The organism is Flavobacterium sp. SORGH_AS_0622 (genome assembly GCF_030818825.1).
Taxonomy (GTDB): Bacteria; Bacteroidota; Bacteroidia; order Flavobacteriales; family Flavobacteriaceae; genus Flavobacterium.
Genome location: NZ_JAUTAX010000001.1, coordinates 1909102 through 1933198, shown reverse-complemented (window position 1 = coordinate 1933198; position 24097 = coordinate 1909102). Strand labels below are relative to the sequence as shown.

The 24097-nt window shown below is 33.6% G+C and carries 21 protein-coding genes and 1 pseudogene; 7 read left to right on the top strand and 15 right to left on the bottom strand.

Annotated features, from left to right (window positions below; translation table 11 throughout):
- Positions 1–4: 4 nt before the first annotated feature.
- The gene (locus tag QE431_RS08385; RefSeq protein ID WP_307294930.1) at positions 5–3127 is read right to left on the bottom strand and encodes an efflux RND transporter permease subunit; all 3123 of its coding nucleotides are present in this window, start codon (positions 3125–3127) and stop codon (positions 5–7) included.
- 110 nt (positions 3128–3237) lie between these two features.
- A complete protein-coding gene (locus QE431_RS08380; RefSeq protein ID WP_241774389.1) occupies positions 3238–3561 on the bottom strand; it encodes a DUF6660 family protein in 324 nt (107 codons plus the stop codon).
- Between the two features lie 256 nt (positions 3562–3817).
- Here QE431_RS08380 and QE431_RS08375 point away from each other — a divergent pair, with 256 nt between their 5' ends.
- The gene (locus QE431_RS08375) at positions 3818–4939 is read left to right on the top strand and encodes a hypothetical protein (protein ID WP_057118349.1); all 1122 of its coding nucleotides are present in this window, start codon (positions 3818–3820) and stop codon (positions 4937–4939) included.
- A 9-nt stretch (positions 4940–4948) separates the two neighbouring features.
- Positions 4949–5707, top strand: a complete 759-nt coding sequence (locus tag QE431_RS08370; protein ID WP_307294925.1) for a porin family protein — start codon at positions 4949–4951, stop codon at positions 5705–5707.
- On the opposite strand, the gene QE431_RS08365 is transcribed toward QE431_RS08370, so the two are convergent.
- Genes QE431_RS08365 through QE431_RS08345 form a run of 5 tightly spaced genes read right to left on the bottom strand, consistent with a single transcriptional unit; the run spans position 5704 to position 12288 of the window.
- Positions 5704–6291: a chemotaxis protein CheB gene (locus QE431_RS08365; RefSeq protein ID WP_057118351.1), complete on the bottom strand. Its 588-nt coding sequence runs from the start codon at positions 6289–6291 to the stop codon at positions 5704–5706. The genes QE431_RS08370 and QE431_RS08365 overlap by 4 nt on opposite strands.
- A complete protein-coding gene (locus tag QE431_RS08360; protein WP_057118352.1) occupies positions 6273–7082 on the bottom strand; it encodes a protein-glutamate O-methyltransferase CheR in 810 nt (269 codons plus the stop codon). The genes QE431_RS08365 and QE431_RS08360 overlap by 19 nt, the downstream gene beginning before the upstream one ends.
- 8 nt (positions 7083–7090) lie before the next feature.
- On the bottom strand, positions 7091–7456 hold the full coding sequence (locus QE431_RS08355) for a response regulator (protein ID WP_057118353.1): 366 nt from the start codon (positions 7454–7456) through the stop codon (positions 7091–7093).
- Between the two features lie 18 nt (positions 7457–7474).
- A complete protein-coding gene (locus QE431_RS08350) occupies positions 7475–11044 on the bottom strand; it encodes a response regulator (protein ID WP_307294921.1) in 3570 nt (1189 codons plus the stop codon).
- Positions 11045–11073: 29 nt separating this feature from the next.
- Positions 11074–12288 carry a response regulator gene (locus tag QE431_RS08345; protein WP_057118355.1) on the bottom strand — a complete coding sequence of 405 codons (1215 nt, stop codon included), beginning with the start codon at positions 12286–12288 and terminating at the stop codon, positions 11074–11076.
- Positions 12289–12683: 395 nt separating this feature from the next.
- On the opposite strand from QE431_RS08345, the pseudogene QE431_RS08340 reads away from it, so the two are divergent.
- A pseudogene (locus QE431_RS08340) lies at positions 12684–13533 on the top strand (SDR family oxidoreductase).
- Positions 13534–13684: 151 nt separating this feature from the next.
- Entirely contained in the window at positions 13685–13945 is a 261-nt protein-coding gene (locus QE431_RS08335) for a SemiSWEET family sugar transporter (protein ID WP_057118357.1), read from the top strand.
- Between the two features lie 69 nt (positions 13946–14014).
- Here QE431_RS08335 and QE431_RS08330 read toward each other — a convergent pair whose 3' ends face one another.
- Together QE431_RS08330 and QE431_RS08325 are read right to left on the bottom strand one after the other, a co-directional pair.
- Positions 14015–14839: a hypothetical protein gene (locus QE431_RS08330; RefSeq protein WP_134141686.1), complete on the bottom strand. Its 825-nt coding sequence runs from the start codon at positions 14837–14839 to the stop codon at positions 14015–14017.
- Between the two features lie 410 nt (positions 14840–15249).
- Positions 15250–15591 carry a hypothetical protein gene (locus tag QE431_RS08325; RefSeq protein ID WP_057118359.1) on the bottom strand — a complete coding sequence of 114 codons (342 nt, stop codon included), beginning with the start codon at positions 15589–15591 and terminating at the stop codon, positions 15250–15252.
- A 212-nt stretch (positions 15592–15803) separates the two neighbouring features.
- Between QE431_RS08325 and QE431_RS08320 the strand changes: the two genes are divergently transcribed.
- Positions 15804–19007 carry a PAS domain S-box protein gene (locus tag QE431_RS08320; protein ID WP_307294915.1) on the top strand — a complete coding sequence of 1068 codons (3204 nt, stop codon included), beginning with the start codon at positions 15804–15806 and terminating at the stop codon, positions 19005–19007.
- A 3-nt stretch (positions 19008–19010) separates the two neighbouring features.
- On the opposite strand, the gene QE431_RS08315 is transcribed toward QE431_RS08320, so the two are convergent.
- A complete protein-coding gene (locus tag QE431_RS08315) occupies positions 19011–19442 on the bottom strand; it encodes a response regulator (RefSeq protein WP_307294913.1) in 432 nt (143 codons plus the stop codon).
- A gap of 193 nt (positions 19443–19635) precedes the next feature.
- Between QE431_RS08315 and QE431_RS08310 the strand changes: the two genes are divergently transcribed.
- Entirely contained in the window at positions 19636–20136 is a 501-nt protein-coding gene (locus QE431_RS08310) for a pyridoxamine 5'-phosphate oxidase family protein (protein WP_134141691.1), read from the top strand.
- A gap of 109 nt (positions 20137–20245) precedes the next feature.
- Here the strand turns inward: QE431_RS08310 and QE431_RS08305 are convergent, their stop codons facing one another.
- The 3 genes from QE431_RS08305 to QE431_RS08295 all read right to left on the bottom strand — a co-directional run bounded on the left by QE431_RS08305 (position 20246) and on the right by QE431_RS08295 (position 22327).
- Positions 20246–20959, bottom strand: a complete 714-nt coding sequence (locus tag QE431_RS08305; RefSeq protein ID WP_281865310.1) for a DUF72 domain-containing protein — start codon at positions 20957–20959, stop codon at positions 20246–20248.
- The gene (locus tag QE431_RS08300) at positions 20956–21687 is read right to left on the bottom strand and encodes a DNA-formamidopyrimidine glycosylase family protein (RefSeq protein ID WP_134141692.1); all 732 of its coding nucleotides are present in this window, start codon (positions 21685–21687) and stop codon (positions 20956–20958) included. Before QE431_RS08300 ends, QE431_RS08305 begins: the two co-directional genes overlap by 4 nt.
- A gap of 67 nt (positions 21688–21754) precedes the next feature.
- The gene (locus tag QE431_RS08295; protein ID WP_307294907.1) at positions 21755–22327 is read right to left on the bottom strand and encodes a ferritin-like domain-containing protein; all 573 of its coding nucleotides are present in this window, start codon (positions 22325–22327) and stop codon (positions 21755–21757) included.
- A gap of 189 nt (positions 22328–22516) precedes the next feature.
- Between QE431_RS08295 and QE431_RS08290 the strand changes: the two genes are divergently transcribed.
- The gene (locus tag QE431_RS08290) at positions 22517–23050 is read left to right on the top strand and encodes a hypothetical protein (RefSeq protein ID WP_307294905.1); all 534 of its coding nucleotides are present in this window, start codon (positions 22517–22519) and stop codon (positions 23048–23050) included.
- Between the two features lie 69 nt (positions 23051–23119).
- On the opposite strand, the gene QE431_RS08285 is transcribed toward QE431_RS08290, so the two are convergent.
- Together QE431_RS08285 and QE431_RS08280 are read right to left on the bottom strand one after the other, a co-directional pair.
- Entirely contained in the window at positions 23120–23767 is a 648-nt protein-coding gene (locus QE431_RS08285) for a DUF5661 family protein (RefSeq protein ID WP_307294903.1), read from the bottom strand.
- Positions 23768–23858: 91 nt separating this feature from the next.
- Positions 23859–24020 carry a DUF1328 domain-containing protein gene (locus QE431_RS08280; protein ID WP_082586828.1) on the bottom strand — a complete coding sequence of 54 codons (162 nt, stop codon included), beginning with the start codon at positions 24018–24020 and terminating at the stop codon, positions 23859–23861.
- Positions 24021–24097: the final 77 nt, after the last annotated feature.

Below are 24097 nucleotides of genomic sequence, written 5' to 3'. Positions count from 1 at the left end.
AACCTTAGTGTTCTTTGCGTTTAAAACCACTTTCCAGCATTAAATACAAAATCGGCAAAACGATTAATGTCAATATTGTTGCTGAGAATAAGCCGCCGATTACTACTGTTGCTAAAGGTTTCTGCACTTCTGCCCCGCCGCTTGTCGATAATGCCATTGGCAGAAATCCTAAAGAAGCCACGGCAGCTGTCATTAAAACGGGACGTAATCTTGTTTTGGTTCCGATAAAAACTCTTTGAAGCGGATCTAAAATTCCCTCTGATTTCAATTGATTGAAATACGAAATCAATACGATTCCGTTCAGCACTGCGATTCCGAACAAGGCAATAAAACCAATTCCGGCAGAAATACTAAAAGGCATTCCTCTCAGTGAAAGCGCAAAAACACCTCCTATTGCAGACAACGGAATTGCGGTAAAAATTAAAAGGGCTTGTTTGATACTTTTGAATGTAAAATAAAGCAATACCAAAATCAGCCCTAACGCAATTGGCAAAGCAACAGAAAGTCTTTGTGTGGCTTCGATTAAATTCTCAAACTGTCCGCCATACGTTACGTAATATCCTACTGGAAGCTTAAAGTTTTTATCGAGTTTTGCTTGAATTTCTTCAACTACACTTTTAATATCTCTTCCGCGAACATTTAAGCCAACCGTAATTCTTCTTTTTCCGTCTTCGCGGATAACCTGCACAGGACCTTGCTCGTATTCAACTGAAGCGACTTGAGAAAGCGGTACCTGCTGGCCGTTTGGAAGCGGAATAAACAAATTGCTGACATCTGTAATATCGGCTCGGTTGTTTTCATCCATTCTCACCACTACATCAAATCTTTTACTTTCGTCGTATATTTTTCCAGCACTTTCTCCCGCAAAAGAAGAACGAATGATTTGATTGATATCTGAAATATTGAGTCCGTAGAGTGCAATTTTGTCATAATCGTATTTAACGGTAATCTGAGGCAGTCCTGTAACTTTATCGGCCTTTAAATCTCCTATTCCCTCAATACTTTTTATTTTCGAAATTAATTCTGCCGCTTTCGCGTCTAGAATCTCTAAATCGTCGCCAAAAATCTTGATGGCGATATCAGATCGGCTTCCGGTCATTAATTCGTTAAAACGCATTTGAATGGGCTGAGAAATTTCAATATTCGCTCCGGGAATCACTTCCATTTCTTCTTTCATCGCATTTGCCAATTCTTCCCAATTACGATATTTGCTCCTCCATTCTTTTTTGTCTTTCAAAACAATAATCAAATCACCGCTTTCAATCGGCATAGGGTCGGTTGGGATTTCACCGCTTCCAATTTTGGTTACGATAGTTTTTATTTCAGGAAATCTTGCTTTTAGTAGCTGTTCATATTTGGTTGCAGTTTCTACCATCTGTGTCAGCGAACTTCCTGTCATAATCGTAGCATTTATTGCTAGATCACCTTCTTCAATTGTCGGGATAAATTCGCCTCCCATATTTTGGAAAATAATAAATGCTAAAGCAAATAATGCCAGTGCAGTTGTAAGAACAACTCTTTTAAATTTTAAAGCCTTATTAAGCAAAGGCGTATAACGATTTTCGAGCCACGCAATCATTCTATCACTAAAATTGGATTTGTGCTCTGTTTTTTTAGACAGAAATAAAGCACTCATCATCGGGATGTAAGTCAACGAAAGTATAAAAGCTCCAATAATGGCAAAACTAACCGTCATTGCCATTGGTTTAAACATTTTTCCTTCAGTTCCAATCAAGGCTAAAATGGGCAGATAAACGATCAAAATAATGATTTCTCCAAAAGCAGCGCTATTCCTGATTTTTGAAGCCGAATTATACACTTCATCATCCATTTCTTCCTGCGTCAATTCCTTTTTATTTTTGATTTTCTGAAGATGATGCATGGTTGCTTCTACAATAATAACGGCACCATCGACAATGATTCCGAAATCTATTGCCCCCAAACTCATTAAATTCCCGCTTACGCCAAAGGCATTCATTAAAATCACCGCAAATAACATTGCCAGCGGAATTACAGATGCTACAATAAGTCCTGCGCGAAGATTTCCTAAAAATAAAATCAGCACAAAAATTACGATTAAAGCACCTTCTAGCAAATTCTTTGCAACTGTTTTAATAGAATTATCAACGAGTTTTCCTCGGTCGATAAAGGCTTCTGCAACAACTCCTTCGGGAAGACTTTCATTAATTTGAGCCATTTTGTCGTGAATCCTGTTGACAACAGCGCTTGAGTTTTCTCCTTTTAGCATTAATACCAAACCCGAAACGATCTCGCCCTTTCCGTCTTTTGTAGAAGCGCCGTAACGCAATGCAACACCTTCGCGAACCTGCGCCACATTACGCACCAAAACTGGTGAACCGTTTCGGTTTTTCACCACAACATTTTCAAGGTCTTTAACCCCTTTTGCCATTCCGACGCCGCGGATGAAATAAGTATATTGATCTTTCTCAATATAAGCCCCGCCGGTATTTTGATTGTTCTTTTCTAATGCCTCAAAAATTTCAGTAATCGTAACTCCTAAACTATTCAGCATGTTAGGGTTAACGGCAATTTCGTATTGTTTTAGTTTTCCGCCCCAGGCACTTACTTCAGCAACACCACGGACTCCCTGCAATTGCGGAATAATAATCCAATCCTGAATGGTTCTTAATTCGACGGCGCTGTATTTGTTTTCGTAACCTTTTTTGGCGTAGACATCATATTGGTAAATTTCGCCTAGACCAGTTGAAATTGGTGCTAATTCTGGAGAATCTACATAATCTGGAATATTTTCTTCGGCTTGTTTTAAACGCTGGAAAATTTGTTCGCGTGCCCAGTAAATATCAACATCGTCTTCAAACACAACGGTTACAACAGATAGTCCAAAACGGGAAATACTGCGGAGTTCGATAATATCTGGAACGGTTTTGACAGCTCGTTCTAACGGATACGTAATTAACTGCTCCACTTCCTGACTTGCCAAAGTTGGGGCTGTTGTAATAATCTGCACTTGATTATTGGTTACATCGGGCAAAGCATCGAGCGGTAAATTTTTAAGTGAATAGCTTCCCCAAGCTATTAAAACAAGGGTAAATAATAGTATAACGAATTTGTTTCGTATACTAAATTGAATGATTTTATCTAGCATTTGAATAATAAAATAATGACATGAGAAATGAGACAAGAATATGTCTTATAAACCTGTGGTAAGTCCACAACTCTCTAACCCGAATTCCGAATTTTCGGAAACAGGCATCACTATGCTATTTGAGGGGGCTGCCATATGCTTCCGTAGAAATTAGAAGCAAAAACAGAACGATAATTGGGTAAAGGAATAGAAATAAGATTGTATGCGGCAGGAAATTCAAGACTTAAAACTGATTGATAGCTTAAAACTTGTGCACTGCAGCAATTGCAGGTGCAAAATGGAGAGCACAAATCATTGTGTTTGTCATGAGAATGATTATCCTCAGATGAAAACTGAGCTGTTTTATGCATAGCGCTATTTACTTCCATATCTGCGCAGGGCATATTTGAAAGTGCCATCAAATAAATTGACATTACAATTGCTATCCATCTCATGAGTGTAAAAATAATACTTTATTTAATTCCGTTTTGAAAAAAAACATAATCAATTGACTTTTAATCATATTTCTTTAAAATTTATTTTCGGCAAAAGAAAATTTAGTTAACTTTAACATGAAATAACATATTTTTTATTCAAAAATCTACGCCGAAAACAAATAAAAGTAAAATTACAGCCCAAATTATATTTTAAGAATACACAAGTCATATTTTATTTTACGCAGTTTTATTAATTATCTAATACCCCTAATAAATGAAATGTAAAAGATTAATATCAGCCTTTTTCTTATTATCAAGTATTCAATTTTTTGGTCAGGTTTATACCGACAAAATCGTAGGAGAGAAAAACCAACAGCTTAAAGACAGTCTTAAAGTAGTGGAATATCCTTATTCTTTACCAATTTGGGGTCAGAAGGTGGCCCAAAAAGGTTATAATTTACCTTACTCTGCCGGATTATCTGTAAATTACTTTTGGCAGGATTCTGAAATCGTCATAAAAAATCTGGAGGTTGGGTTCAATAACGGTCCACTTTACAACTTAGACGAAATTGTTCGCTTTGATAAATCTTCTGTAGAAGCAGGTGCTATAACTATTAGACCAGATATTTGGCTACTTCCTTTCTTAAATATTTACGGAATTTTTGGTAAAGCAAAACCAACAACTAAAATCAATGCTGGAATTTGGATTCCTGACGCTGATAATAACTGGTCTCAGATTGCAAGTTTTAATACAAAAGCAAATTTTGACGCTACCACATTTGGAATTGGTATGACTCCAACCATTGGTATTGGCGGAGGCTGGCTGGCACTGGATATGAATATGTCCTGGAGCGATGTGGATGCGCTGGACAAACCGGCTTTCTCTTACATATTTGGTCCAAGATTAGGTAAAACTTTTAAACTTCGTAAACCCGAAAGAAATATCGCTGTATGGGTTGGCGGTTTTAGAGTTCATATTGAAGGAGGAACAAAAGGAAATATAGCTTTATCGGATATTTTTGATCTTAGCAATGCTCAGACCAAAGTTGATGACGGTTTGACAAAAGTATCTGAAAACCAAACAAAAGTGGATAATTGGTGGAATGGCTTAACTCCGGCCCAACAGGCAAATCCAGTAAATGTTGCTAAACATAATACGGCAAACCGTGCATTAGAAAGAGCAGGTACTTTTTTAACTACTCTAGACGGAGCTTTAAGTACTGCAGATTCTTCGACAATTCAATATTCACTCCAAAAGTCACCAAAAGATATGTGGAATTTTATTGTTGGAACGCAGTTTCAGTATAACAAACATATAATGCTTAGACTTGAAACAGGATTTTTAGGAAGTCGTACACAGGTTTTAGGAGGTCTTCAATACCGTTTTGGACTTTAATCTTAGAATATGAAAAAAGGTTTATTATTGCTTTTTATGCTTTTCTCCATTGCTCAAGCGCGGTCTCAAGTTTTAATTTCCTTAATTTTTGGAGATAAACTAAATTCGCCTTTTTTAGAATTTGGTCTAGAAGGCGGACTCAACCTTTCTGATATTTCTGGGCTCGAAAGTTCTGGAACTAATCCTGGTTTTAATCTGGGTTTTTATTTTGATTTTAGATCGAAAAAAAATCCCGCATGGATGATTAATACAGGTGTTATTGTTAAATCGCCAATGGGTGCGCACCACCTTCCTGTTTACTCTTTAGATGATGTTAACTTGGATAATACTTTTGAAGGTGGAAGTGTCAATCGTGAAATACGCTATTTTAATGTGCCGATTTTAATTAAATACCAATTCAAAAATAGAATTTATCTTAAAACCGGACCTCAATTTGGACTTCTGGCTTCGGCTTTTGATGAGTTTACCAACGAGATTAATAAAAACGATGTTACTTATAAGAAAAAAATCAGAGACGAGATTCGTGTTATAGATGCTGGAATTGCTTTGGGAACCGGCTATCATATGAATGTTGGCAACGGATTAAATATAACAATTCAATATTACTACGGATTGGTTCCTGTTATGAAAGGTGACGGACCAAATGTCTACAACAGATCTTTGTACCTGACAGCTGGAATCCCTATTGGAAAAGGAAAAGCAGCACAAAGAAGAGCAGAAAAAAATGCCGAAATGAATAAGGTTATACTGCCAGAAGACAAAAACTAAAGTTTATTTATTTGTTTTATGAATTCTAAGATTTCTTCGGTACTTAAAACAAAATCTGGCGTTGTGTGTAAAATGGCGTTGTTAGGCATAAAAGGCATATCTGCAGACAACGGGTTTTGAATCACAATTTTACCGCCCGCCGCCTGAATGGCTTTTAATCCAACAGTTCCATCAGAATTTGAACCAGAAAGCAGTATTCCGATTAAATCTGGGCCATATATTTCGGCTGCAGATTCAAAAGAAACATCAATACTTGGTCTGCTGTAATTTATTTTTTCTGAAGTATCTAACGAAAGGGTTTCGTCTTTTTCAAACAACAAATGATAATTTGAAGGTGCAATGTAAATGAATCCAGTTCTTAATTTTACCTTGTCCTCTACTTCTTTTACTTTTATTTTGGATCTCAAAGCAATTAAATCTTCCAAGGTTTGCTCGTCTGTACTTTTTCTATGTACAACGATTACCAAGGCAAAAGAAATAGAATCTTCGATAAATGGCAAAATCTGTAATAGAGCTTGTAAACTTCCTGCAGAGCCTCCAATTATAACTACTTTATAATGATTTATTATTTTATTTTCCTCCATATTTTCTCTTTATCAAATTGTTTGTATTTGGTTTGAGAGATAGAATATTTGATTGTTTCTTTTGTCCCGAGTGCCAGAAAACCTAGTGGAGCCAGACTATCATCAAAAAGGCTTATAACTCTTTTCTGTAGATTATTATCAAAATAAATTAAAACATTTCTGCATAAAATAAGGTCAAACTCATTAAAAGAAGTGTCTGACACTAAATTATGCTGAGAGAAAACCATTTTTTCAGAAAGGTTTTCATTAAACTTCGCAAAACCATAATTTGCAATATAATAATCCGAAAAATCTTCCTGCCCTCCAGAATCTCGATAATTATCGGCGTAGTCTTTTATCATTCTCAACGGAAAAATACCGCTTTTTGCTGTTTCTAAAACGGTTGCATTGATGTCTGTTGCATACAATATTGATTTATGCAGTAAACCTGCTTCTTTCAACATAATAGCCATAGAATACACTTCTTCGCCTGTAGAACATCCTGCATGCCATATTCTTATAAACGGCTTAGTTCCTAAGAGCGGGAGAACTTCTTTTCGAAGTGCCATATAGAAAGACGGATCACGAAACATTTCTGTAACATTAACCGTTATTTCATCAATCATTCTTTTACAATACTCCGGATCTCTTCGAACTTTTGACAAAAATTCATGAAAATGTTTAAAGCCATCCAAATAAAAAACCCTGTTTACGCGTCTTTTAAGTGAGGCTCTGGAATAACTTCCAAAATCAAAACCATAATATTCGTAAATTTCATTTATAAGAGTTTCTAATTCAATATCTTCAATCATAATTTCATTTAAATTTCACCCAAGATTTGAAGTAATTTATCAACATCTACGGGTTTTGAGATGTAGGCATCAGCTCCAGCCTCTAAACATTTTTCTCTATCTCCATTCATTGCCTGGGCAGTTACTGCCACGACAAAAGTAGATTCTTGTGACGGAATTGCTTTTATCAGCGGAATCGCTTCATAACCATCCATTTCTGGCATCATCATATCCATCAAAACTGCATCTATAGAATTGTCATTTGATAATATTTTTAAAGCTTCTTCTGCGCTTAAACAAGACAAACAGTCAAAAGATTTTGCTTTTAAAGTATTCACTAAAGCAAAAATATTTCTAGAATCGTCATCTACAATTAATACTTTTTTCTTTTCCATTTACAGTATTTTTAAAGATTAGATTTTATCATATAACCAAACTCGAAGCAGTGATAACAGCTGATCTACATCGACAGGTTTTGTAATGTAATCTGAAGCTCCCGCTTTGATACATTTTTCTCTATCGCCGGTCATTGCTTTGGCTGTTACAGCTATTACTGCTAAGTTAAGAAATTTAGGGTTACTTCTTATCTTTTCTGCTGTTTCATAACCATCCATATTTGGCATCATCATATCTAATAATACAACATCTGTATCTGGATTCTCATCTAAAATTTTAATAGCCTCTTTTCCATCAAAAGCTGTAATAACATTCATTCTAAAAGCTTCTAAAGCCTTAGAAAGTGAATAGATATTACGAACATCGTCATCAACAATTAATACTTTCTTTTCATATAAAATATTGTTTAATGAATTCAGTTTTTTAGCACTTTCTTTTTTATCACTTCCTTCTTTTTTCTTGCTTTCTACTAGATGAAGGAAAAGCGAAACCTCATCAAGCATTCTTTGATATGAATGTGCGGTTTTTACAATAATTGAATCGGCATATTTTCTAATTTTCAATTCTTCTTTGATCGACAAACTTTTCCCTGTAAAAACAATTACCGGAAGATTTTCTAAACCTGGGTTTTTCTTCACTCCGTCTAGAATTTCGTAAGCTTGTTTATCTGGAATTCCCATATCTAGAATTACACAGTCAACATCTTCTTTGTTTAAAATAGTTAATCCTTCAGAAACATCACTTTTAATTTCAGAATTGATATTATATGTCTCTAAGAAATAAGCTAGTGCTTTGGCATGTTGTGGATTATCTTCAATAATTAAAACTTTTTGCGATTCGTTATTGATGATATGTTCAATACGCATAAAAACTTCTGGAATTCTGTCAAAAGCAACTGGTTTGTCTAAGAAGTCTACAGCTCCTTTTAACAAACTTTCTTGTTTTAGTTTGTGAGAAGACATGATGTGTACCGAAATATGTTTGGTATGAGAATGATTTTTCAATTCTTCTAAAACTTCCCAGCCGCTCTTAATTGGAAGTTCAATATCCAATAAAATTCCGATTGGTCGGTAAATTAAAGCAAAATTCAAGGCATAATCTCCTCTTACGGCAACAACTCCTTTATATCCTTTTTTTTGTGTGAAAGCCAATAATGACTTTGCAAAATTGATATCGTCTTCTACAATTAGAATTACTTTATCACCTTCAACAATAGAATCACGGTCGTCTTCAATTTCTGCAGGAACAACTTCACTAATATATCTTGGTTTTGGCTCTTGATCTTCTGTTTCTTCTTCTATTAATTCAGCCTCTGGAATTTTGTTGACAGAAACTTTATTAATTGCAAAACCTAATACCGGAAGGCATAGTGTAAATGTACTTCCTTCATTTACTTTACTATGGAGAATAATTTCTCCTCTTAATAATTTGGCTAATTCTCGGCTGATTGATAATCCTAGACCAGTTCCGCCATATTTACGTTTTGTTGAACCATCGGCTTGCTGGAAAGCTTCAAAAATTAATGGTTGTTTTTCTAACGGAATTCCGATTCCGGTATCTTTTACAATAAAGCAAATAATTTTATCATCATCGCTGTCTACTTTAATTTCAAGAGAAACTGTTCCTTTTTCGGTAAACTTAATAGCGTTAGAAATAAGGTTTTTCAGAATTTGTTCTAAACGCATTTTGTCAGTTTTAATAACAATTGGTGCGTCTTTGTCTATAATCTCAAAATTAATTCCTTTTTCTTTGGCAACCAGGTAGAATAAATTATGCAGGTTATCTGTAATTTCTTTTGTTGAAACCTCTAAAAATTCTAAATCCATTTTTCCGGCTTCAATCTTAGATAAATCAAGGATTTCGTCAATTAATCCCAATAAGCTGTTTCCAGAACTCTGAATTACCTGTGCAAATTCGATTTCTTCTTTGTTCATTGTTTTGTTGTTATTTTCAGACAACAAGCGGCTCAACAATAAAATAGAATTTAGAGGAGTTCTTAATTCGTGCGACATATTGGCCAAAAACTCCGATTTGTAACGTGTCGTTAATTCTAAAGCTTCTGATTTTTTCTGAATTTCAGTATTTTTTTCTTCCAATAAAACGCTTCTTTCAGATAACTCTTCATTGGTTTGTTCCAATTCTTCCTGCTGTACGCGAAGCTCTTCTTCAGAAGCTTGTAATTTTTCAGTCTGTGCTTCCAATTCTGCATTAATAGCTTCCAATTCGCTATGCTGAATTTGAAGTTCTTCAGACTGCGATTTGGTTTCTTCCAAGAGTTCCATAACTCTTTTGCGATTCTGAGTTGCTTTTAAAGCGATTCCAATGTTATTAGAAACCAAATTTAAGAATTCCAATTGCAGTAAAGAAAAACCATAAATACTGGCTAATTCTACTGCTCCTTCAACTTTAAAATCCATTAATGGAACAGCAACAACATGCGTTGGCTTAATTTCACCTAAAGCATAATTGATCTGAATATCCTCTGGAGATAAAGATTTTAATTCCAGCATTTTGCCTGAAACGATGGCCTGGCCAATTAAACCTTCTCCTTTTTTAATTCTTTCGCGATTTTTACTCGGAATATAACTGTAACCACCAGTTACTGTTAATTCTTCACCATCAATAACATACAAAACCCCAGCACTGCTGTTGGTATATTGGCATAAAAATTCGATGACATCTTTTGATAGTTTCTGAATCGTTTTTTCGCCCAGCATTTTATCATTTAATGATGCAATACCAGACTGCAGCCATTCTTTCTGAGATAATAATTCGAAAGAACCTTTTAACGAGTCTTTCATTTCGTGAAGTGATGCACCTAATGCTCCTAAAGTATCCGATTTTCTATCATCTATCTGCACATCATAATTTCCATTAGAAATTTGTGTAGCAATACTGCTTATAACTTCAAGTCTTTCAGCCGTTTCAATATCTTTACGCTCTAATTCTTTCTGCAGTAAGGCTCTTTCATTATGGTCTCTTAAAATTCTTGCAAAGAATACAACAGTAATAATCATTGCAATTATAAATGCTGTAATAATTAAAATAAAACTATAGTTTCCGTATCGTTCAGAATTTCCGATTCGTTCTCTTAGAAGGGCCTGCTCCGTATTTTCTACGCTTTTAAATTTACTGCGAAGTTCATCCATCATCTTTTTACCTTCTTCAAGATCAAAAGTGGCATTTTTACCTCCAAGCTGTTTTTTCACAACTTGGTTGTGGAGATATTTAAAAAAGTTAGAACGAAGCGGTTTTAATTCGTTTAATCTTTTTTGCTGTGTGGGATTGTCGACAGTTAATTCATCCAGCTTTTCAAAATAAACAGCAGATTCTTTTTCTGCGTCATAATGTTCCTGCAGGAAATCTTTGTTTCCGGTTATTAAATAGCCGCGCATACTGGTTTGGGCATCTGTAATAACAGATGAAGCGGTATTTAGGTTATAAATAACATCCTGTGTATGATTAACCCAGGCATTACTGTCGAGAAGACTTTTAATACTTAAAAAAGATGCACTCGAACTAATCATTAAAATCAGCAGGGAAATTGACGAACTGATTAGTAAATTTCTTTTAAAATTACTGTCCATAGAGATTCTGTACTATTTTGTTTATTTGGTTATTTACTAGTTAAAGGAAGTATAATTATAAAACTTGCCCCCTCGCCTTGTTTACTTTTAGCGGTAATTAATCCGTTATGCTTTTCAATAATTTTCTTGGCGATTGCCAGTCCAATTCCAGTTCCTTCGTAGGTTTGGCGGTCATTTAAACTTTGAAAGATAATAAAAATTCTATCTAAATAAATTTCATCAAACCCAATTCCGTTGTCTTTTACCGTGATTCTGCAAAAATTTCCATCTGGCGAGGTTACACTGTCAAATGATTTTTCGAGTATTATTTCTGAGGTAATTTCGATTACTGGTTTTTGCTCACTTCCAGAAAATTTCAATGCGTTTCCAATCAAATTTTGAAAAACCTGTCGCATCTGGCTCGGAATACTATCTACAGTAGGAAGTTCGTTTGTTTTTATTTCAGCATTTTTGTTTTCTATCAGATAATCAAAATCTGAAAGTACTTCTTGTAAAACCTCATTGAGATCTGTTTTTTCTGGTTTTACCTGAGCTGAAAGTCTGGAGTATGCCAAAAGATCTGTAATCAAAGTCTGCATCCTTTCAGCCGATTTTATTGTTCGATTTACATAATCGATTGCTTTATCATCGGTTTTTAGATAAAGGTCTTTTATAATTTTAATAAAAATCTGGATCTTGCGAATAGGTTCGTTTAAATCATGTGAAACAACCCATGAAAACTGTTGTAATTCGTGATTACGAAGTTCTAATTCTTCATTTTTTTGAACCAATTCTTTTGTTCTTTCTGCAATTTTAATTTCAAGATTGTCCTGCGCTTCTTTTCTAATTTTAATTTCTTTAGAGAGAAGGTCTTTTATGGCTTTAAGTTCATTTTGCTGCTCATAGATTTTAATAAAAGTTTTTACTTTTAAAATCAATAAATCAGAATCAACTGGCTTTGTAATATATTCTACAGCTCCCGTTTCATATCCTTTGAAAATATATTTTTTCTCGGTATTAAGTGCCGAAAGAAATATAACAGGAATATCTTTTGTGCGTTTATTTCCAGAGAGAATTTTAACCACTTCAAAGCCGTCGAGTCCCGGCATTTGAACGTCCATAATAATCAGACAATAATCTGTTTTTAATATTTTCTTTAAAGCTTCTTCTCCAGATTCGGCACTATCGACATCGATATTATGCAGCTCTAATGTTTTCTTTAAGGCAATGATATTGGCCCTTATATCGTCTACAATTAATACCATTCCGTTTTGAAGCTAAATTTATTGTGAATCACAATTGTTGAATTTAAAATGAAATTTAAAAATTTTCTTATTTTTTTATTGAATTGCACAACTAACTATTAAAATTTATGTGTAAAATCTCAAATGTATAAAAAAAAATATCAGCTGGTTTTTTATCTAAATCGAAATTCGTTACAAAATTCCCACCTTTGATTCTATTGTTTCCGTTTCACTATGATCTTTAAGCCCTTATAAATGCTATATTTTTCAAATATTAAAAATGAATGAACGTATTTTCATACAAGATCACGTTATTTTATCTTTTGGGGTAAACAAAATTTCTTTTAAGACAAAGGAAAGTGGAACTGTATACTACTTTTAATAAGCAAAAAAACAGCCTAAAAAAAAGAAGAATCATGAAAAAGACAAAAACATTCCCTGAACAAAAACAAAATCTTCCTGGTAATGAACACATGATGAAACCTGAACCAGAAATTATTAGAGAAAATTATGTTGGAAGCGGTAAATTGCTAGGTAAAACTGCTTTTATCACTGGAGGCGACAGCGGTATCGGCCGAAGTGTTGCTGTACATTTTGCCAGAGAAGGTGCTAATATTGCCATGGTTTATTTAAAGGAAGATAAAGATGCACGTGAAACTAAAGAAATGGTTGAAAAGGAAGGACAACAATGCCTTTTGATAAGCGGTGATTTGAAAGATGAAAAATTTTGCAAAGCAGCCATTAAAAAATGCCAGACTACTTTTAAGGATATTAATATTATAGTAAATAATGCTGCGGTACAATTTCCTCAAAATGAATTGGAAAAGATAACTGCATCTCAGCTGCATAAAACTTTTGAAACCAATATTTACCCTTATTTTTATATTACAAAAGCAGCTCTTCCGTTCTTAAAAGAAGGAGATTCCATAATTAATACCACATCTGTAACGGCTTTCCGCGGCAGCGAACATCTGGCAGATTACGCGAGTACAAAAGGTGCAATTGTAAGTTTTACGAGATCACTTTCGAGCACTGCTGGCCAAAAAGAAAATACGTGTCAACGGCGTTGCGCCCGGTCCTATTTGGACGCCTTTAATCGTCGCCAGTTTTGATAAATTATCCGATTTTGGAAAAGACAATCCGATGGAAAGAGCCGGACAACCTTCTGAAGTTGCGCCTGCTTATGTATTCTTAGCCTGCGAAGACAGCAGTTATATTACAGGCCAGTTTATCCATATCAATGGAGGTGAATTGGTAGGAGGATAATCTGCCTTTAGAAGATCATTAATCATACAAAATTTTTACGTGGGATTTGTTTTAATCTCGGAAAAACAAGAAGTCACCAAGTTCTAATTGTTTTTCAATTAAAAAAAAACTTAGAACCTCAGCAACTTAGAACCTCAGAACCTTAAAAAAAATGAACTACGTAGACATCATCGGTCTTTTTGCTGGAACTTGCGTTACTATAGCAACCATTCCGCAGATTTTAAAAGTTTGGAAAACTAAAAAAGTAAAAGAAATTTCGCTTAAAATGTTTGGTACACTTACTTTTGGAATCGCGGTATGGGTCGTTTATGGTATTTTGAAAAACGATTTAGCAATTATTATTACCAATAGCGTTTCGCTGATCTTGAATCTAATTATGGTTTATTTTATTATTTACTATGAAAAAGAGTAAGATTTTATAAAAGAAAAAAAACAGCTCGACAAAGCTGTTTTTTTGAGAGTGAAGAATATGGTATGCTTACTAGCTAGCTAATTTTTGGTTGTATGGTTTGAATGTCAAATGGTATTTTTCTTTTAAAGTTCGAGGCTGCAGGTTTCTTTTGAAAAATAATACAGGCGCCATAATTGTTTTCAAATTTGACAATTTTTTAATTTCGCTTAATTGTTTAACGGCAAAGTTCAAAATAGGCTGAAACGTAGTTAAATAATTATAACTATGCTGCGCTATCTCTAGTTCTAAAACTTCACGCAAAATGCTCTTCATTAATAAATAACGAACTGTGCCTTGCTGTGGAATCGTTTTAAGTTCTTGGAACTTCTCGCCTATCTTTTGATTTTCTGGACCTATGTAAATATAATTTCCAGATTCATGAGTAAATATTTTTCTTACCTGCGATGTAAAATCGAAATCGGTTACTTTACTTTCTATATTGGTTGGCATTCCAATCAATGAAAATTGAATGTGCTGATGGCTTTTAAAATACAACACGCTGTTAATTACTGAGGAATTACTCATAATACCAGACTGTTGTTTCTTTAAAGATCTTATTTCTCCATTTGCACCAAAACTATGCACTACATTTCCTTTTTCACAATACACAAAAAATACCGGTGATAACGGATTTGATTCTATACTTAAATTGACATCGTGATTGAACATTAAGTCAAAATTTAAGTACGTCATTTCTTTTTCAAAACGAACTCCTGAAATGCTTCCTGTTGCCCATTTCGATTTGAATGTTAATTTATATTCGTTTGCGCTGATCAATAAATCACCGCCAAAACTATCTTTAAGATTGTTAAAGACATCGTCAAATCCTCCAGTATTTATGTAAAGTTTTTTCATTATAATATTTTGGTTAAATAAAACGGTTAGTAGTTATTTACGTACAAAAACTAACTTTGGTTTTTATCTTATTTCTATAATCCAAATTTCGTTTATATTGTCTGTCAAATCTTTATACAATTTTGGAGAGATATTTCATAATTATTATTTGAGAGGGACAAAGGTTTAAAGCTGCAAAGGTTCAGAGATTTCTTTTAGAGGGACAAAGGTTCAAAGTCGCAAAGGTTCAGAGGTTTTTTTTATAGGCTAAAAGGTCTACTTTGCCCCTTACTACAATTTGTCTCTTTAAATATAACCTTTGAACCTCTGAACCTCTGAACCTTTGAACCTCAAAAAAAAAGCAGCTGCCCCAAATAAATTTGGAACAACTGCTCATCAGCAAAATAAAAATACCAATCTATTTTTACTTTTTATGTCAATTCGCTTATATCAGCATTTTTAGAATAATTAGCTTTCGGAATATCTTTAAAAAATTCAGCTTCTTCTAAGTCAGCTGTTGGTCCGTATCCTAATAAATGGGTTCCTTTTCTGTTGTCTTTTGTTTCAATAACATACAAGATAGACATATCATCTGGATCGCTCATACCTTCATAACGATGGTGGGCTACAATAAAAATATCTTCTGGTTTGTATGCTGTTTTAGTTTCTGAATCTATTAATTGATCATTTTCAAATAAATAATTTACTGTATATCCTTCTTCTTGATATCTTTTAATATAATCGGTTTCGTGTTTTGAATCTTCTCTTTTCATGGCTTTTTTATTTTTAATCTCTTTATCAAATTTCCGTATTGAAACCAGATAAAATTAACTCAAACGATTTTAATCTTGCCTCATTCAAAAATGAGACTTTTTGAATATTTATTTTTTATTAATTTTAACGAAGCCTAACTTTAGGCAAGAATTACTACATTTAAAAATTAATAAAACTCTGTTTATTAATAAGAGAATAAATACCACATTTAATGAACACTAACAATTATGAATTTCTGGCCAATGGAGGAGAAATGGGACAGCTTACCCGTGCCAAAGATTGGAGTAAAACTGAGGTTGGACCAGAAGCATCTTGGCCGCAAAGTCTTCGTACTACTTTAGGAATTTTATTAAACTCCAAATTCCCCATGTTTTTATTTTGGGGGCCAAATCATATTTGTTTTTATAATGATGCCTATCGTCCTAGTCTTGGAAACGATGGTAAACATCCCTCAATCCTTGGTGAAAAAGGCGCCGATTCATGGCCGGAAATCTGGCATTTTATTAAACCTTTACTGGATCAAGTACTTATTGAAGGAGAAGCTACCTGGCATGAAGATCAGCTGCTTCCGATTTACAGAAATGGCAAAATCGAAGATGTTTACTGGACATTCAGTTATAGTCCTGTAAAAAATGATGAAGGAATAATAAATGGAGTTCTTGTAATTTGCAACGAAACTACCGATAAAGTAAACATTCGTAAAAGGCTTGAAGAAAGCAACGAACGCTATTTAAGTAACATTCTTCAAGCTCCAAATGCGATGTGTATTTTTAGAGGTGAAGATTATACAATAGAAATTGCCAATAAATTGATGCTGGAAATTTGGGAGCGAAAAGAAGAAGAGGTTCTCCATAAACCTGTTTTTAAGGCACTTCCCGAAGTGACCAATCAGGGTTTAGAAGAAATTCTGAAAAATGTTTATACTACTGGTGAAAAATTTACCGCCAACGAACTTCCTGTAAGTCTAAACCGAAAAGGAAAACCGGTAATTAATTTTATAAATGTTACTTATGAAGCTTTAAAAGAAGCCGATGGTACTATTTCTGGTATTCTGGCTATTGCCAATGATGTAACGCTGCAGGTCCTTTCCCGCACTGCTGTTGAGGAGAGCGAAAAGCGTTTTAGAAATATTGTAAAACAGCTTCCGCTCGGGATTGGAATTTTTAAAGGGAAAGATCTCGTTGTAGAAATGGCGAATGATACTTATCTGCATATTATTGATAAAAATGAAGAAGATATATTAGGCAGGCCAATTTTTGATTCTGTTCCTGAAGCAAAAGAGACTGTTTTCCCACTACTAAAAAACGTTTTTGAAACAGGTGTTCCTTACTATACAGACGAACTTCCTGTTACTTTAAATCGTTATAACAAACAGGAATTAGGTTATTTTAATCTTGTATTTTATCCCTTAAAAGAAGAGAATGCGATTACAGGTGTTATTATTGTTGCCTACGAAGTTACAGAAGAGGTAAAAGCGAGACATTTATTAACGGAAAGCGAAAAAGCATTTCGAAATATTGTAATGGATTCTCCAATTGCAATGGCAATATTTAGAGGTAAAGATCATATTATCGAAATGGCCAATATTTCGATGATGCGCAATATCTGGCAGAAAGAAGAAAAGGATACAATTGGAAAACCTTTATTGGAAGTTTTCCCAGAATTGGAAAATCAAAAATATCCCGAATTGTTAAATGATGTTATTGCTAATGGAAAAACGATTCAAGAGAACGAAGCGATTGCTTATGTTGATATTAAAGGGAAACTAAAGAAATTCTACTTGGATTACGAGTATACTTCGCTTCTTGAAAAAAATGGGCAGGCTTCTGGCGTTATGGTTACTGTTAACGATGTAACGTCTAAAGTTAAAGCAAGAAAAAAAGTAGAAACTGCCGAAGAAAGAGCAAGATTAGCAGCCGAAATTGGAGAAATTGCGACTTGGGATCTTGATCTTCAGAATAAAAAATTAATTTATAGTGATAAAATCCTGGATATTTTTGGCTTTGAAAAAAAAACAAAAATAGTGCATCAGGACATTCGAAGCCGAGTGCTTCCCGAAGACGAGCATATCTTAGTAGAAGCTTTTGCAAAGGCACTTTTAACAGGTATTTATAAATACGAAGCACGTATTCAAAAATTAGATGATTCTATCAGCTGGATAAAAGTGCACGGCAGGATATTTTTTGATGAAAATAAAGACCCTTCAAAGATGATCGGGACTTTGATGGATATTACTGACGAGAAAAACAGCCAGCAGGTATTGATGAAGAACGAAGCAAAATTTAGACTTCTTGCCGATTCTATGCCTCAGCTTATTTGGACAAGTGATACTTTGGGAAATCTAAATTATTTTAATGAAACTTTTTACAAGTATTCTGGATTATCTAAAGAAGAAATCGATAAAAATGGATGGCTGCAAATTGTACATCCTGACGATCGGGAAGAAAATGTTAAACTCTGGATGCATTCTGTAAAAACAGGTAATGATTTTTTATTCATTCACCGTTTTAAACGTTATGATGGTGAATACAGATGGCAGTTGAGCCGCGCTATTGCACAATTGGACGAACAGGAAAATATACAAATGTGGGTGGGTTCAAGTACAGATATTGAAGATCAAAAAAACTTCACCAATCAGCTTGAAGAGCAGATTATTGAACGTACTACTCAGCTGGAACTTAAAAATAGAGATCTTGTTAACATGAATATCGAACTGCAGTCGTTTGCTTATATTTCGAGCCATGACCTTCAGGAACCTTTGCGAAAAATACAAACGTTTGCCAGCCGTTTATCTGATTTAGATGAACAAAACATATCGGCAAATGCTAAAACATATCTAGCCAGAATTGAGATTTCTGCCAAAAGGATGCAGAATTTAATACAAGACCTGCTCGCCTATTCTAGAGCTAATTCTGCAGAACGCGTTTTTACAACGGTTAATATTGACGAAATTGCAGAAGAAGTCATCAGTGATTTCTCTGATCGAATTGAAGAAAAAAATGCAGTAGTAGAATATCATAATTTAGGAGAAGCAACCTTGATTCAGTTTCAATTTAGACAGCTGCTTCATAATTTGGTAGAAAATGCGCTTAAATTTTCTAGAAAAGGAGTTCCTCCAAGAGTAGAAATATCGTCAGAATTGGTAAAAGGAAGTTCTCTGCCAAATGCTGAGTTTAAAGATAAAATGTATCATCATCTGCAAGTTGCTGATAATGGAATTGGCTTTGATCTTGTTTATAAAGAAAAAATCTTTGAAGTTTTTCAGCGCCTGAATACAGAAAGTGAATATAGAGGAACAGGAATTGGTCTTGCCATCGTGAAAAAAATCGTTGAAAACCATAAAGGTATCATTACCGTTTCCAGCGAAAAAGACAAAGGTTCTGTGTTTAATATTTATATTCCTGATATGTCTTAAAAATCAATATTTGAAAACAAAATTGCTTTTATTTGGCACAAACTGCTTCCAATTTATACTTATCGCGTGCTCTATTGATTTTATAATATCACTCATTAAAACGGGCTTGGTTATAAAACAGTTCGCTCCAAGATTTCGGCATTTCTCGATAATGCTGGGCTCACTTGACGTCGAATAAATTATTACTGGGATATCTTTTTTATCCTCCGAACTTCTAATTTCTTCTAAAACTTCAAAACCGTTTTTTCCAGGCATATTTAAATCCAGAAAAACAACGTGCGGTGTTGGCGGCGGATTAAAAATAGCATCCAATAATTTTTCTCCTCCAGTATAAGTCTGAAGTGTGATTTTTTGATTTATTGACTCTATTGCATCAGCAAAAATGCTTAAATCATCTTCGTCATCATCAGTATAAAAGATAGTATAGTTTGTCATTATTTTTCGAGTATGATTTTAATACTCAAATATAAAGCATTTTTGCAAAACAATCAATATGAGTATTTATTCTTACAAAAATATAAATTGAAATCTCATAATTTATAAGTTTAATTATATAAGCCTAAAAAGATAAAAATAACCAATTTTACTAGTATGAAATTAAACAAATACAAACTTAAAATATAACGTTATGGGCGATCATAAAGACCTTACAGATGAATTTGCAGTAGATAAAATAAAAGATCTTGCAGAGAATATTAAAACATGTATGTTTTGTACTTACAATGAATACCGACTGCAGTCGAGACCTATGTCTGTTCAAAAAATTGATGATTTAGGAAACCTTTGGTTTTTATCAGATAGAAACAGCAGTCATAATGCTGAAATTTCTTTAAATCCAATGGTGGAATTATTTTTTGCTGAACCGCATGATAAGTTTTTAACCCTTCATGGAACAGCAACGATCCAGTATGATAGAGAAACTATCAAAGAATTGTACGATCCAATTGTTAAAGTCTGGATGCCAGGCGGCGAAGATGATCCGAATTTAAGTGTAATTAAAGTAGTTCCTGAAGATGGATACTACTGGAATAATAAAAACGGTAAAATCGTAGCTATTGCTAAAATGACTGCAGCGTTTGTAACTGGAAAAACAATGGATGATGGAATTGAAGGAACTTTGAAACTATAGTTTTCTATTCTATTTCATACAAAAAAAATTTAGCCACAGAGCAAAGATTACTAGGATTTCAAAAATCTATAATTCTTTACTCTGTGGCTAATTTTTTTATAATTAATATCTAAGTATTCATTCGTTTTAATTCTAATGCATTTAATATACCTGCTTCACTCGCAGTATTATTAAAATAAACAAATCCTTTTTTAGAATCTAATTTATTACTTACTGCTTCTAATTCTTCTGTCGAATAACTGGAATAAAACATTTTAGGAACACCATGAAATCGTACATAAACCAATGGAAAATCCTTGAAAATTGTTTTAGGAAGATCCGGATGATTAACGCTACAAAACGTAATTTTGTTTTCTTTGAACGAATTCCATACTTCTTCATTCCACCAGCTTTCGTGACGAAATTCGATCACATTTTCAAATTCATAATTTAGACTGCCTATTATATTTTCTAATTTCTCTTTGCTATAAGCATAACTGGGTGGAAATTGGAATAAAATAACAGCGAGTTTCTCTTTCATACCAGATTTACAAACATTGTAAAAATCATTTAAAAGACCTTCACAATCCTGTAACTTTTTGATGTGCGTAATTTCTTTTGGAACTTTAATAGAAAACAAAAAAGATTCTGGGGTTTTATCGTACCAGTTTTGAAAAATTCTAAGAGTAGGAAATTTATAAAAACTACCATTAAATTCGTATGTGTTAAAATGCTGGCAATAAAAATCAAACCAATTTTTGGATGGCAGATTTTGCGGATAAAAAATGTTCTTCCAAAAGCTGTTATAAAAACTGGAACATCCTATTAATACTTTATTTTTCATGTATATTTTTTTTGACAATTAGTGCAGAAAAAACTTCTTCGTTTTCGTTCTCCTGTCTGTTTTTTATGAAATGGAAGATTACATCTTAAACAAACTGATTTTGTATAAGCTTCCCAATGTTTTTTGAGTTCAAATTTCTTTTTCCAGTATAAAAATTCAAAGCTGTATGTTGAGCATTCAGCAATAATCTGACTCATTTCTTCTGGTGGAATTTTTCCAACAATTGATTCTGGATGAATGTAACAGCGATATAAAACTTCATTTTTTATAATATTACCAACTCCAGAAAAAATGTCTTGGTCTAGAATAACATCGCAGATCATTTTGTCTGACATTTTTTCTAGACTAATTTGTGCCTTCTTCGGATTCCAGTCATCATTCATCACATCTACACTCCAATCGTAATGAGAGTTAATATTTCCTTCTAATATTTTTACGGAACAGGTATAAAAATTTATTTCGCCATCATCAAAACCTAAACTCAATCTCGGTTGTGATATTTTACGTTCGTTTATTCTGTATGTTCCGAACATTAGTAAATGAATCTTGACCGTAAAAGAGTCAAAACATATTAAAAAATGCTTTCCCCAAGTTTTAAAATCATGAATGGTTTTATCCTTTAGGCGAGAAATATCTATACTGGTATTTCCAGAAACAGAAATTACTTTTTTTCCTGTAAATTGCTGTACCTCTTCTTTTAAAATTACTATAGACGGACCTTCGGGCATAAAATTTATTTTTAATTAAACTAAAAAGTGCAGTCCGAAAACTGCACTTTGAGTACATTCTTGTCGCTTATTCAATTTCTGCTGCTTCAAGATTTACAGCATTTACAGCAACTTCCGTTAGTATTTTATCTGCACCTTTTTCTTCATCAAGAGTTTGTTCCAGCAAAGTTGCCGCTTCTGGCAGACCTAGCGTTTCTGCAAACTGTCTTAAAGTACCATAAGTTGCAATTTCGTAATGCTCAATTTTTTGACTTGCAGCAATAATTGCCGCATCACGCACTACTCCAATTTCGGTTTCTTCAAGCAATCCTTTTGCTTCTTCGATCAAACCTTCCATAGCGTCGCATTTTTTTGCTGTGGCTTTTTTACCTATAATTTTAAAAACTTCTTCTAAACGTGAAATTTGTTCTTCTGTTTCTGTTAAATGGTTGTCAATAGCATCTTTCAATTCAACTGACGATGCATTTTTAAGCATTATCGGTAAGGCTTTAGTCAAGGCTTTTTCTGCCCAATAAATGTCTTTTAAACTGTCTTCAAATAATTCAGTTAATCCAGAAGCTGCGTTTGATTTTGGTTTTGTTACTCCTCTTTCGATTGTCTCTTTTTTAGACGTATTGTTTTTACTTTCAGTAGTTTTCATGGTAATGATTTTTTATAATTAATAACATGATAAAAGTACTGCCTGCAGAACCAGACTGGTTATACTATTTTAAATATAAATTTCATTCTAAGCATCTGTTAATTATGCAATTACATTAAATAATCCTATAAAATACGGCAGAGCATTAGGGGTTAGATTTGTATATATAAATTACTAAAATTAAATATCATGAATACTACAGATAAAACAAACGGTACTTTTCCTCGAGATCCAGGAAACCCTAATAGTTCAGACAGAAATACTGTAATGAATGAGGAACTTTATGATTTAAATACAAAAGAAACTCAGAAAAGCCGAGCAGAAGATGCAGAACGCGGTTATACAGTTAGAGATGGATATAATCCAGACAGACCAAATCCAGATCAAGCATATGATGACGATTTAGACGATCTTAATGATGATTTTCATACCGATAGAGATCTTGAAGACAATGACGATGTCTTTGAAGTTGTTTTAGAAGATGAAAATGATTTAGATGAAGAAGATGAGGACGAATATGTTGAAGAAGATCTTGATGAAGAAGTAGAAAATGACGAATTCGATAATCCTGCCGATACTTTTGAAAACGACTTTAATGAAACCGAAGACGATTTGGAAGATATTGACGATGAAGACGAAGACGATGAAGACAACGATTATATTGAAGATGATGTTCAGGAAGAAGAACCAGAATATCCGCAAAACGATCCACGCCGATTGTAAATATCTCTGCTTCTAAAAAAATAAAAAACCGTTAATTACTTAACGGTTTTTTTTGAGTTTAAAATTCAACTAATCTCCAATAATTTTCAATACTGGAATATCATCCATTTTAGCCAGACGTTCTGCTAGTCCAGCTCTTGCTTCATTGAGTTCTTCTTCAGCTTTACCCAATTCTTTATACCATTTTTCTTTTTCAATTGTCGAATGTTCCAATTTTCTTAAAATTTCATAGATTTCGCCCTCTGCTTCCATCACTTTTAATCTTTTGTAATAAGTAAGACTTTCAGTCATGTGTGCAAGTGCAATCATTGCTGTTAAGAAAGGGTGATTATTGGTAACATTGACATCTTTAATTTTCCCATGTTCCAATTCTACTTTTAATGCAAAAGCAAATTCTTCCATGTTAAATGCTTCGTGTTTGCTATTCGGATCCAAATAGGCTTTTATGGCATGCACATTATTCATAGTCGAAAGATCTACGTCAGTTTGTGTGCTGTCACTTAAATCTTTGTAAACTACATTTGCAATTGCTCTGGCCTCTGCAACCGTAGGATCATTTTCTGGATTATCAAAATCTCGAACCGACCAATCCCAATTTTCAGGATGAACCGGTTTTATATATTTTTCACAAAAATCTGTAACATCATTTTTCAAACTTACCATTACATCTTCTCTTTTAATATAGACATCTTGGTAAGCGCCGCTTTTTGTTCCCATGACTGTTATTTTTTTTTTGAAACTGCAAAAAACGACACATTATAAAAATAACTGTGTCGTTTTTTTGTTCTTTTATTTACTGATATTTTTATTAAACTCTCGTTCTTCCGCTGATTAATGAAATAACGAATAAGACTAAAAATATAAAGAATAAAATTTTAGCGATACTTGCGGCTCCAGCGGCGATTCCACCAAAACCAAATATTCCCGCCACTATGGCTAGAATAATAAATGTGACTGTCCAACGTAACATAATAATAGTTTTTTAGTTAATAATGATTTTGTTTGTCTTTCAAACTTTTCAGCTTTTAAGAGATGCTGTAACTCTAT

Coding starts and splice junctions, on each gene's coding strand:
- QE431_RS08385 (WP_307294930.1), bottom strand. CDS start 3,127: ATGCTAGATAAAATCATTCAATTTAGTATACGAAACAAATTCGTTATA.
- QE431_RS08380 (WP_241774389.1), bottom strand. CDS start 3,561: ATGAGATGGATAGCAATTGTAATGTCAATTTATTTGATGGCACTTTCA.
- QE431_RS08375 (WP_057118349.1), top strand. CDS start 3,818: ATGAAATGTAAAAGATTAATATCAGCCTTTTTCTTATTATCAAGTATT.
- QE431_RS08370 (WP_307294925.1), top strand. CDS start 4,949: ATGAAAAAAGGTTTATTATTGCTTTTTATGCTTTTCTCCATTGCTCAA.
- QE431_RS08365 (WP_057118351.1), bottom strand. CDS start 6,291: ATGGAGGAAAATAAAATAATAAATCATTATAAAGTAGTTATAATTGGA.
- QE431_RS08360 (WP_057118352.1), bottom strand. CDS start 7,082: ATGATTGAAGATATTGAATTAGAAACTCTTATAAATGAAATTTACGAA.
- QE431_RS08355 (WP_057118353.1), bottom strand. CDS start 7,456: ATGGAAAAGAAAAAAGTATTAATTGTAGATGACGATTCTAGAAATATT.
- QE431_RS08350 (WP_307294921.1), bottom strand. CDS start 11,044: ATGGACAGTAATTTTAAAAGAAATTTACTAATCAGTTCGTCAATTTCC.
- QE431_RS08345 (WP_057118355.1), bottom strand. CDS start 12,288: ATGGTATTAATTGTAGACGATATAAGGGCCAATATCATTGCCTTAAAG.
- QE431_RS08335 (WP_057118357.1), top strand. CDS start 13,685: ATGAACTACGTAGACATCATCGGTCTTTTTGCTGGAACTTGCGTTACT.
- QE431_RS08330 (WP_134141686.1), bottom strand. CDS start 14,839: ATGAAAAAACTTTACATAAATACTGGAGGATTTGACGATGTCTTTAAC.
- QE431_RS08325 (WP_057118359.1), bottom strand. CDS start 15,591: ATGAAAAGAGAAGATTCAAAACACGAAACCGATTATATTAAAAGATAT.
- QE431_RS08320 (WP_307294915.1), top strand. CDS start 15,804: ATGAACACTAACAATTATGAATTTCTGGCCAATGGAGGAGAAATGGGA.
- QE431_RS08315 (WP_307294913.1), bottom strand. CDS start 19,442: ATGACAAACTATACTATCTTTTATACTGATGATGACGAAGATGATTTA.
- QE431_RS08310 (WP_134141691.1), top strand. CDS start 19,636: ATGGGCGATCATAAAGACCTTACAGATGAATTTGCAGTAGATAAAATA.
- QE431_RS08305 (WP_281865310.1), bottom strand. CDS start 20,959: ATGAAAAATAAAGTATTAATAGGATGTTCCAGTTTTTATAACAGCTTT.
- QE431_RS08300 (WP_134141692.1), bottom strand. CDS start 21,687: ATGCCCGAAGGTCCGTCTATAGTAATTTTAAAAGAAGAGGTACAGCAA.
- QE431_RS08295 (WP_307294907.1), bottom strand. CDS start 22,327: ATGAAAACTACTGAAAGTAAAAACAATACGTCTAAAAAAGAGACAATC.
- QE431_RS08290 (WP_307294905.1), top strand. CDS start 22,517: ATGAATACTACAGATAAAACAAACGGTACTTTTCCTCGAGATCCAGGA.
- QE431_RS08285 (WP_307294903.1), bottom strand. CDS start 23,767: ATGGGAACAAAAAGCGGCGCTTACCAAGATGTCTATATTAAAAGAGAA.
- QE431_RS08280 (WP_082586828.1), bottom strand. CDS start 24,020: ATGTTACGTTGGACAGTCACATTTATTATTCTAGCCATAGTGGCGGGA.